Source organism: Eggerthella sp. AM16-19 (assembly GCF_003474385.1).
In the GTDB taxonomy this organism is placed as follows: Bacteria; Actinomycetota; Coriobacteriia; order Coriobacteriales; family Eggerthellaceae; genus Senegalimassilia.
In genome coordinates, this window is record NZ_QUCY01000003.1 from 111,506 (window position 1) to 121,506 (window position 10,001).

Here is a 10,001-nt window from a genome sequence, read left to right on the forward strand (position 1 = left end):
TGTTTGCAAGTAAGATCGAGTTCGCGGGCGTGCCCCGCAATGAAGGAGCGCAGCATGAAGGAAATTGAGGTCATCATCAACGGCGACAAGCTCGAGCGCGTCAAGCGCATTCTGTCGGCGTTCAGCAAGAGCGGCATTTTCGTGACGCAGGGATTTGGCTATGGGCACCAGCAGGGCTTTCACCAGGTGTACACGCGCGATGACAACCGCGGTGTGAACATGCTGCCGAAGGTGTCGGTGCGCACTGTTGTGCCTGATGAGCTGGTCGATCCCATCGTCGATGAGATGGTAGCCGACATGGGCAACGCCACCTTCGGCGACGGCAAGATCTTCGTGCGCGAAATCGCCGACGCCATCCGCGTCCGCACCAACGAACGAGGCGACGCCGCTCTGTAGGGGGCGGGGGAGCAGGAGATCCGCAAGCGCAGGAATGGCCGCGAATGCCGCAAGCGCGGGAATGGTCGCGAACGGTCGAGGAGCTGCAAGTGGCCAAGGGGCAGCGAAATCCGCGGGAGCGGGAGAGGCTGCAAGTGGATTTCGCGGCCCTTGGTCTTTGCTGTTTTTCGTTGCTTCCCGTCGCCGTCGGCTTTCGGCTGCTTCCTACCCGCTCCTCGCCGTTTCGGCTGTAGCTCGTCTCCCGCCGCTTCCATCGCGCCGGATTCACCTACTTTTAGCTGTCAGAACCCGCTCTCAGCCGTAAAAGTCGATACGTCTGCGTCTAGATCCGCCCCGCGCGAGTAACTCTGGTATCGACCTACGCATTTCACCAGGTCATAAGCGCGAAAAACTATCGTCCTTGAAGCGAGTTTGCTATAAAACGCAGACGTATCGACTTTTGCTCATGGGGTTTGCGTCGTACTGCGTTTGGCCGCGCGTTGTGGCGTTTGCAGGCGGGTTGGGTGCGCGAGGTTGAAGATCGTCGCGCAACAAATGGTGCGCCGCGCCTCTATTCGCCCTCGGCTGGAAAATCGCCGTTGGCCACGCAGATTCTGAGAGCTTGCTCGAGTGTCCGCACACCGTTGGCAAGGTCCTCGGGCTTCGTGAATTCGTTGGGCGCATGGGCATGGCTGCCGACGCTCGGCACGAACATGAGCGCGGTCGGGGCATGCGCGGCAAGCGCCACGGCATCGTGGCCGCATACCGTTTTGGTGCGCATACAGGTTATCCCGCATGTTGTAGCAGCGCGCTCGATAAGGGAGATGCCGCTTTCGGGGAACGCCATGGACGGCCGCATCTCGGTGTCGGTCACCTTGATTCGCGTGCTGGATGCCGCTTCGATTTCCGTAAACCGATTCGTCAGCTGCTTAGCCGCTTCGCGCGCGTTCTCCTCAGACTCCGCGCGTATCTCCAGGTGAAGCTGGCATTCCGATGTCACGATGTTCGGCGAGTGGGGGAACAGCTGCACCTTCGTGACTGATGTGCGCAGCTCGATGCTGCGGCGGGCGAAGTCGTCGGCAAGCTCGCGCGCGGCGACGGTAAGCAGCGCCATGCCATAAAGCGCATCTTTGCGCAGTGACATGGGCGTCGATCCCGTGTGCGACTGCTCGCCAAGGATGCGCATGTCCATTTTCACGGCAGCCCAGTTGCCCGTGACCGCGCCGATGCTCACGTCCGCGGCCTCGAGCACGGGGCCCTGCTCGACGTGCAGCTCGAAGTAAGCGGCGGCTTGCGGCGGTTCGTCGGTGCCTTGCCAACCGCCCTCGCGCAGCGCGTCGTCGAAGCGCATGCCGTCCAGGTCTTGCGCCTGTTCGACATCGGAAAGCCGCAGCGAGCTCGTGAACACCCGGCTACCCATAAGGCTCGGCTCGAATCGGGCGCCCTCCTCGTTGGTCCAATCGACCACGGCAAGATTTGCCTTCGGGGCAAGCTGGCCCGCGCGCACGGCCTTGTCAACCGCCCGCGCAGCGCACAGCGCTGCAACCACCCCGTAGGCGCCATCGAGCACGCCACCGTTCTCCTGGCTGTCAAGATGCGATCCGCACAAGATGTAAGGCGCTGAATTATCCCAGGTGAACAGGCCGAAAATGTTCCCTGCAGCATCGATACGCACCTCGGCGCCGACTTCGCGCAGCTGCTTGACAAACCAGCTGCGATGAGCGCAATCGTCAGGGGTGAGCGCCATGCGGTCGGTGCCGCCGTTAGGCTTGCGGCCGATGGCCATTGACTCGGCGAACAGGGTTGTAAAACGCCGCGGCGCGGATGTCTGCTGATTCACGAAAGGCTCCTTTGAAAGAGGGGGGCGAAAATCGGGCCCAAGAAAGCGGGATTTGCTGCCGAAACGAGGTTCGCGGCCGCCTCGGCGGCGAAAAGGCCGATACGTCTGCGTTTGATGCTGGCACGTCAAGTAGTGGGCACTAGATTGGAAACAAAAGACCTGGTCAGGCAGGTGGAAAGAGAATCGCTGCTGGCAAGAGCCCGATTCAAACGCAGACGTATCGGCCTTTGGGGCTGCGAATGCCGCGGAGCGAGGCATTCGGGGGGTGTGTGGGCGAAGCGCGTGCGCCCGGGCAGGGGGTGCGTTCATCCCTGCCCGGGCGTCAACCATCGCTACAGCACGCCTGCCGTCGCGGTGCCGGCTCCCGCGTGGCGTGCGGCAACCTCGCGCGCCGCGGATACGGCACCTGTCACCTTGCCCGTGCCAAGCCCGCCGCTTGCGCCCGTAGGCTCCTCGCGGATCATCACGCCGGCGGCGTTTCCGCAGGTTGCAACTGCGCTTGCCATCACGTTCGCAACACCGGCACCCGCGCAACCCGCAGAAACCTCGCGCTCGGCAACGCGCTCGGCCGCGCTAACCGCCGCCATGCCCGGCGCGGTCACGCCGCCAGCTGCCACGCTGCGCTCGCCGTCCGCGGCCACCGCGAACAGCTCGTCGACGCGTGCGCGCTCCTTGGCCGTCGTGCCCGTCAGCTTCGATACCGCCACGTACACGATCAGGTTGATTGCCAGCGCGACCACGCCTCCGGTGATGCTGCCTAGAGCGGGGATGTCATCGGGGAACGCCACGGTCAGCACCGCCGCGCACGCGAAGCCCACGATCATGCCGGCAAGCGCGCCGCTCTTGTTGCCGAACTTGAAGAAGATGCCCAGGAACAGCGGCACGGAGATCTGCACGACCGCCTGGTAGGAGATCTGCGCGAGCAGCTGCAGACGGTCCATGCCGTTGGTGAAATAGGCCAGCACCGCGGCAAGCGCGATGAACAGCATCATGCTGCCCTTCGACACCAGGGTCTTCTGCTTGTCGGTCAGCGCCACGCGGCTGCCCACGATGTCGTTGGCGATCTGGGTGCCCGCAGCCTGCACGCTGCCGTCGATGTGCCCGATGGAGCCGGCGAAGATCATGGTCAGGCCCAAGCCGAGCAGCCATACGCCGCCGTAGTTCTCAAGCAGCGTCATCCAGCCCGCCTGCGGGTTGGCGGCGACGCCGGTGATATGCGCGGCGGACAGCATCACAACGGTGAGCAGGGCGTAGAAGCCGCCGGCGATCAGCATGGCGTAGTTCGTGGACTTCTTCACGGACCTCACGTTGTTGGCGGTGTAGATGCGCACGAAGCTCATCGGCCAGCACAGTGCGCCGACCACGCCGGTGAACACGCTGCTGAACATGTACAGCGGGCCGTAGGAGTCGCCGTCGCCGGGAAGGAACAGCAGCTCGTTGGGCAGCTCAGACAGATAAGACCAGTTCGCGGGCGAATTCGGCGCCACCAGCATCAGCACGCATACGGCCGCCGCGATCACATAGGCCACAAGGCCCTGGTACATGTCGGTGTACACCAGGCCGCGCATGCCCATGCGCACCGTCCAGATCTGGCGGATCAGCACGGTTGCCAGGCCCACTAGCAAACATACCGGCAGCGCCCACGTGCCGCCCGATGCTATGGAGAACACGGTCGCAAGCGCCTGCATGCCCAGGATGACCCACGGCAGGATGGCCACCACGCCGATGATGGACGTCACCACGCCCACAGCCTTCGACCCATAGCGCAAACGTAGCAGGTCAGGCTGGGTGACCAGGTTGTAGTGCTTGCCCCAGCGCCAAGCGCGCGTGGCGATGAAGTACATGGCGGCAAGCCCCAGCGTGGAATAGGCCAGGCCGTAGAAGCCGAACACGCCCGACGCCACCGATAGGCCGGCGAACGAGATGAACACAGTGCCCGGCCACCACGAGTTCACGTAGCTCATGGCCACGAGCCACGGGCCGAACGAGCGCCCGCCAACGGCGTAATCGTCGAACGAGCTCGACTTCTTCAGCGTTACGTACAAGACGATGATGATTCCCAGGAAGAAGACCCCGAGCATTCCCAGCATGACCGCCATGCTACTCACCTCCCGCGGGTACGGTGGCGGGTTCGCATTCGATCTCGCCGCGCACCGTCTCAACCCAGTACAGGGCGAACATCATCACCACAAGCGCCGCGAAATCGGCGATCCAGTACCACATGGCAACCGGTGCGCCCAAGATCAGCGTGCCGTTTCCGCTTGCCGAAAAGTACAACGGCGGGAACACCGCCGCCAGCACCAGCACGGCATAGGCGCCGCCGAACACCAGGCTCTTCGTGCGCTTCGACATGTTCAAGATCGCCCGCTTCATCTCAAAACTCCTTTGCATTCAGGGGTTGTTACCGAATATCGTCAGGCCAGGCGCTCAGATGGCGTGCACGCATCCGCTCCAATCGATGGAGCGCTGGTACGTGACCGCGCGCATGAGCTTCCATATGCCGTATTTCCAGTAGTCGAACGCCACGTTGCGCACCTGCGAGTTGATGATGCCCCACATGCCCCACTTCAGGTCGCCCATGACGCGCGACACGCGGATGCGGGCCAGCTCCTCGCGTCTGACCTGGCCGTAATAGGCTTCGATAAGCGGAAGCATGTCCTCGTCGTCGTAGAACATCTCGCAGAAGAACAGGCCCAACTCGTAGGTGGCCTCGTTATCGCCGCAGAACTCGAAGTCGATCAGGCGCATCGTGTCGCCCTTGACCATGAAGTTGCCGGGCATGGGGTCGTTATGGCACGGCACCAGATCGATGCCCGAGGCAAGGAAACTGCGCTTGACCTCGGCGTAGTCATCGAGCAGATGCGCTGCCCACGGGGGAAGGGAAAGCCCCAGCTCGCGCATTTGGGCGATGTGCTGGTCGATCTGGTCGAACATCATGTTCGTCTTCCCGAACTTCTCGCTGGCGTGCAACGCACGATAAGTTCGCATCGCCTCAAGGCCCTGTTCGAGCGTTCTCAGCGACGTGGTGGTGCAGGTGTCGTAGCCGCGCAGAAACTCGGTGACCTCCACGCCGTTCTCGGGGTCGAATTCGTACACTTTTGCGCCGATGCCCAGCTCGGAGGCCTTCATGGCGCCGGCGTGTCCCACGCTGCGGTCGATGAACGCCGTGCCCGTGCCCGGCACCTTGATGAAGAACTCGCGGCTCATCTCGTCGCGGACGTACCAGTTCTCGTTGTTCAGGCCGCCGTCGACGGGCTTGACCATCAGGTCCTTGCCGGCCCACATCTCCACGTCCTCCATGGCCTGCTTCACGCTGGCGGGCAGGACGCAGGCGGGCGGGCATGCGATGGTGCGCGCGGAAGGTGTCGGGGCCAGCTCCGCCATCATCTCGGAAACGATGCTGCTCATCGTGCCTCCTCCAACCATTCGTTCAGTTCCGGGAACAGATCTAGCTGGTGGCGCGCTTTCACCAGGCGCCACATGCCGTATTTCGTGCAGTCGATGGACTTGTCGGCGTTCACGTTGCTGCGCCACAGGCCGATCAGCGCCCACAGCACGCCATCGAGCACGGCGAAGCCCTGCGCGGCGAACGCGCGGGAAGGGTCGAGTCCCAGGCGGCGCAGCACCTGCGCGTCGTCCACGACGCAGAACGGGTGCAGCTCCGAAAGCACCGACCCCGCCTCCTCGTAGGGGTCGCGCAAACCGCACAGGGTCCAGCCGGAAAGCTTCGGCATGGCGACGGGGTCGGCGGCATCGAACAGCACGTTCGACGCGGCGCCGTCGCCATGGCATAGCACCGGCTCGCGGGCGATCGTCGGGGCGGCGGCGATGAACGGCTCGAGCTTCGCCAGGATGCGGTCGACGTCGCGCGGCAGCATCATGCCGGCTTCTTCGCAGCGGGCTCGCATGATGGCGACGTCGTGCACCACGGAGCGCATCGCAACGCCGCGGGCGCAGGTGAGCATTCGCTTCCCCAGGTCAAGCTCGTGAACGGCGCGCCGCGCATCCAGCGCGTGCAGCAGCAGGCGCGTGTCGCGCAGCTCGTCGAGCCTCGCGCCGCGCCAGGTCTCGGGCAGCTGCGCGCTGATGACGTCGTTGCCGGCGGCCTCCACGACCGCGGGTGCGATGCCGGCCTCGCCCGCGGCGCGCATGACGGTCACGATGCTTTCGATCGGCGATGCGTACATGGCGTTCTCGTCTGTGAAGCGGCGGCGCACCACGCGCTGGCCCGTCGGGCCGACGCCTTCGGCGAACTCGCCGTCGCCGCCCACCCAACTCGGGGTGATGTCGCAGGTCATGGGCGCGACCCACTGCCAGGCGCTGGTCACGGGGCGGCTTGCCGCAACGGTCGCCTTGGCGTCGCGCAGCGGCACGCCGGCGGTGACGGTGTTGTCGACGGGCGCCGGCTTGGCGGCGGGCCGCTCAAGGGTTGCTGTGCTATTCATATGCGGGCACCTTCTCGAACGTGGGGAACGGGGAAACGGCCGGGCGCGTGGCCTCCAGATAGCCGGCAACGGCAAGCGCCCCGGCATCGTCGAAGCGGCGGGCGGCAACCTGAACGCCGATGGGCAGGTTAGTTGCGGCATCGTTGGCCTCGCGGTACACCGCCGCCGGCTGGCCGGTTTGGTTGAACCAGGCCGTGTAGTGCGTGTGGTGCAGCAGCATGTCCTCATCGCCCGGGCCGGGGGAATCGGCGGCGAACGGCAGCGTGGGGATGACGGGGCTTATCAGGAAGTCGAACGAACCTGCCGCCTGCTCGATCTTCGCCACGGTGGCGAGCAAACCGCACATGGCGTCCTCGTAGTCGGCCATGGGGATGGCGTCGGCCCCTTTGAGCCATCGTCCCACCAGGTCGAGCGCCGCCTCGGGGTGGCGCGACGCGCGCACCTCCGCGGCGGCGTGCGCCTTGAACACCAGGTCGGCGTTGGCGAAATCCGCTTCGCCAAGCCCCAGCGAGACGGGCTCCACGGCGAACCCGGCGGCCTCAAGGCGCGCCGCGGCTGCCTGCGTGGCAGCTGCGACGACGGGGTCGGTGGGAGTGCCGTACCCGACGTCGAGCAGCAGGCCGGCGCGCGGCAGGCGCTGCAGCACCTCCTCGAACGCGGTGGCGCGAAACGCCCCCGGCAGGCACATCGGGTCGGTGGGTGCCTGCTTTCCCACTGCGAGCAGGCCTTCCACCACGTCGCTGACGCTGCGGCCCATCACGCCCGATGAGCGCATGGTCGAAGCGGGCGAGTAGGCGATGCGCCCCTGCGTGGGCTTGATGGCGGCCAGACCGCAGTGCGCGGCAGGCAGGCGCACGCTGCCGGCGATGTCGGTGCCCAGGCCGAATGCGCCCAGGCCGCATGCCAACGATGCTCCCACGCCGGCGCTCGATCCGCCGGGGCTCACGGTCGTGTCCCACGGGTTGCGGACGATGCCGAACTGGCTGGAGATGCCGCTGCCCAGCATGCCCATGTCGGGCATGGTCGTCTTCGCCACCACGATGGCGCCGGCCTCGCGCAGCCGTGCGATAGGCTCGGAGGTGCCGGTCGACGGGGCATCGCCGTTGTGGATGGCGCTGCCGTGCCAGCGCTTCATGCCGGCGATATGGTAGCTGTCCTTTACCACTACCGGCACGCCGTCGAGCGGGCCGATCGGGCATCCGGCGGCCCAGCGGCGTTCGCTTTCGCGCGCCTCGTCGATCGCCGTCGGGCTGATCTGGCTGATCGCGTTCACCTTGTCGGAAACTTCGCCGGCGTACGTCAGCTGCGCCTCGACCGCCTCGACGGGCGAGAGCTCGCGGCGACGGTACGCCGAGCGGAATCGTGCCGTTCCAAATAGCATGTGTGCTCCTAACCGAAGTGTTCGAGCAGCATTGTCCCCGTGCGGTGTTTCGCGTTTTCGACCTTCGCGTAGAAGCTGCGTAACGAAAAGCGCTCAGGTTTGTTTCGAAACGCGAAACGGATTGTTTCGTTTCGCCGTGAAACCGATTCGCAACGTGGGCGGCGGTACGGTTACGGCAAGGAGGCGGCGCCCGGCGTCGTCCGAAGCCGAGGACGAGGAGGATCGCGTGCCTGCAAGAAAGCGCGGCCAGCGGCCGCTGCCCCATGCGTTGGGGCTGAGGGATATCGAGCCTTTGCCCGCTGCGGGCGGGGCGGGAAAGCTGGCGGCGTTTGCCGTGTACCGACCGGGGTCGCTGGCGCCGTGGTGGCTGCACCAGGGTGTGTGCGCCGCGTGGGGCCTTGACGTGTTCCGAACGGAGTTGCGCCTGGTCACCGTGTCGGAAAACGCGACGTTTTCCGTGCTGGTGGATGAGAAGCCGTACGCGATGGCGCGCGTGAGCCAGCCGGATTACGCCGGCGGCGCGTTGGCGGTGGCGTCCGAGCTGTCGTGGGTGCGCGCGCTCGGGAACATCGCCGATGTGAACGTGGTCGAGCCCTTGCCCATGGCATCGGGCTTCGACGTGGCCACCATCCGCGACGAGGGCGGGTTCGAGTGGCTGTGCGTGTGCACGCGCTTCGTCCCCGGCGCCACGCTCGAGGCGCCGGCGGACCCTTCGCGCTGGTACGAGACCATCGGCGCGTGCGCCGCGCGCATGCATGCGCAATCGAGGCAGTGGCGCCCGCCGCAGGGTTTCACGCGCTTCTCCTGGGACATCGATGCGATCGCGGGCGATCATCCGCGCTGGGGCAGCTGGCGCGACGCGCCGCTTTCCGCCGACGAGTCGTTTTTGTTCGACCGTGCCGAATGGGCGGCGCGCGAGGTGGTGGCGCGCCATGGCCGCACGTCCGCGAACTGGGGGCTCATCCATGCCGACCTGCGGCCGTCCAACATCATCATCGGCCCGGACGGGGAGCTGACCCTCATCGACTTCGACGACTGCGGATACTCGTGGTTCCTGTACGATTTCGCCGCGGCCCTCACGTTCGTGGAACACAAGCCCTATGCGCCGGCGATGGCGCAGCGTTGGGTGGAGGGCTATCGCAGCGTGACGGCGCTCGACGATGCGCAGCTGGAGTTCGCCTGTGCGCTGTCCATGCTGCGCCGCCTGCAGATGATCGGTTGGGCGCGCAACCATTACCGGGACGCGCTGCCCGCCGGCCTGCTCGACGAACAGGTCCCCGGCACCGTGACCTGTGCCGAACGCTACCTGGAAGACCCCCTCTGGTTGTTCGAGTAGGGGGTCGGGGCATCGGCGGTCGTCCGGGCTGCTCGAATCTCCCCCAAAACGCCCCCGCGCAGCTGGATAACCCTCCATCTCTGCATGCGCGGTGAGCGTCTCTGCTGCGCCTCGTCTTCTCTCCTTCCGCTGCGTCCCCGTCTCCTCCCTTCCGCCCACGCGGTCGATCCCTGGCGCCCGCCGCCCCACCCGCTTTCGTCGGTTCCGTGAAAACGTCACCCTTCGGGAGCCTGGTTCCCGCGGCGGCTTATCATGGAAGGCAGACGAGAGAAACATGCGCGGGCGCCACATGGGAAACGCCGCGCTGATTTGGGGGAATACATGCTGCTGAGCGAACTTGCGCGCGGACAGGCGGGCGTGGTCGAGGCCGTGCACGGTGAAGGTTCCGTTCGCCGTCATTTACTGGATATGGGGCTTACGCCCAATGCGGTGGTCACGCTGCAGAAAGCGGCCCCCATGGGCGACCCCATCCAGGTGACGGTGCGCGGCTACGAGCTGACGCTGCGCTTGAGCGAAGCCGACAACGTGCACGTCCGGGCGCTCGACTTGCAAGACCACCCCGACGCCCTGACCGGCGCCGATGCCGCGCGCTCGCAGGCTGCCGGCACCGCCGCCGCGCCCTCG

At 65.8% G+C, this 10,001-nt stretch carries 9 protein-coding genes; 3 read left to right on the forward strand and 6 right to left on the reverse strand.

Annotated features, from left to right (window positions below; translation table 11 throughout):
* The first annotated feature begins 54 nt into the window (after positions 1 to 54).
* Entirely contained in the window at positions 55 to 396 is a 342-nt protein-coding gene (locus DW178_RS02450; RefSeq protein WP_118349521.1) for a P-II family nitrogen regulator, read from the forward strand.
* A 550-nt stretch (positions 397 to 946) separates the two neighbouring features.
* Here the strand turns inward: DW178_RS02450 and DW178_RS02455 are convergent.
* The 6 genes from DW178_RS02455 to DW178_RS02480 all read right to left on the reverse strand — a co-directional run bounded on the left by DW178_RS02455 (position 947) and on the right by DW178_RS02480 (position 8,041).
* A complete protein-coding gene (locus DW178_RS02455; RefSeq protein WP_158573983.1) occupies positions 947 to 2,215 on the reverse strand; it encodes a Zn-dependent hydrolase in 1,269 nt (422 codons plus the stop codon).
* Between the two features lie 332 nt (positions 2,216 to 2,547).
* Positions 2,548 to 4,314 (reverse strand): sodium:solute symporter family protein, encoded by a 1,767-nt coding sequence (locus tag DW178_RS02460; protein ID WP_118349523.1) that lies wholly within the window; start codon positions 4,312 to 4,314, stop codon positions 2,548 to 2,550.
* A 1-nt stretch (position 4,315) separates the two neighbouring features.
* Positions 4,316 to 4,588, reverse strand: coding sequence for a hypothetical protein (locus DW178_RS02465; RefSeq protein ID WP_118349524.1), 273 nt, complete (start codon positions 4,586 to 4,588; stop codon positions 4,316 to 4,318).
* 54 nt (positions 4,589 to 4,642) lie between these two features.
* On the reverse strand, positions 4,643 to 5,623 hold the full coding sequence (locus tag DW178_RS02470) for a choline kinase family protein (protein ID WP_158573985.1): 981 nt from the start codon (positions 5,621 to 5,623) through the stop codon (positions 4,643 to 4,645).
* A complete protein-coding gene (locus DW178_RS02475; RefSeq protein ID WP_158573987.1) occupies positions 5,620 to 6,660 on the reverse strand; it encodes a phosphotransferase in 1,041 nt (346 codons plus the stop codon). Before DW178_RS02475 ends, DW178_RS02470 begins: the two co-directional genes overlap by 4 nt.
* Positions 6,653 to 8,041 (reverse strand): amidase, encoded by a 1,389-nt coding sequence (locus DW178_RS02480; protein WP_118349527.1) that lies wholly within the window; start codon positions 8,039 to 8,041, stop codon positions 6,653 to 6,655. The genes DW178_RS02475 and DW178_RS02480 overlap by 8 nt, the downstream gene beginning before the upstream one ends.
* A gap of 226 nt (positions 8,042 to 8,267) precedes the next feature.
* On the opposite strand from DW178_RS02480, the gene DW178_RS02485 reads away from it, so the two are divergent.
* Positions 8,268 to 9,377, forward strand: coding sequence for a phosphotransferase enzyme family protein (locus DW178_RS02485; RefSeq protein ID WP_158573989.1), 1,110 nt, complete (start codon positions 8,268 to 8,270; stop codon positions 9,375 to 9,377).
* A 321-nt stretch (positions 9,378 to 9,698) separates the two neighbouring features.
* The coding region (locus tag DW178_RS02490) for a FeoA family protein (protein WP_147363792.1) at positions 9,699 to 10,001 on the forward strand (303 nt) is incomplete at its 3' end.

What these genes read in the sequence shown, in the direction of transcription:
- DW178_RS02460 (WP_118349523.1), bottom strand. Translation starts at nt 4,314, where the DNA reads ATGGCGGTCATGCTGGGAATGCTCGGGGTCTTCTTCCTGGGAATCATC.
- DW178_RS02470 (WP_158573985.1), bottom strand. Translation starts at nt 5,623, where the DNA reads ATGAGCAGCATCGTTTCCGAGATGATGGCGGAGCTGGCCCCGACACCT.
- DW178_RS02475 (WP_158573987.1), bottom strand. Translation starts at nt 6,660, where the DNA reads ATGAATAGCACAGCAACCCTTGAGCGGCCCGCCGCCAAGCCGGCGCCC.
- DW178_RS02465 (WP_118349524.1), bottom strand. Translation starts at nt 4,588, where the DNA reads ATGAAGCGGGCGATCTTGAACATGTCGAAGCGCACGAAGAGCCTGGTG.
- DW178_RS02480 (WP_118349527.1), bottom strand. Translation starts at nt 8,041, where the DNA reads ATGCTATTTGGAACGGCACGATTCCGCTCGGCGTACCGTCGCCGCGAG.
- DW178_RS02450 (WP_118349521.1), top strand. Translation starts at nt 55, where the DNA reads ATGAAGGAAATTGAGGTCATCATCAACGGCGACAAGCTCGAGCGCGTC.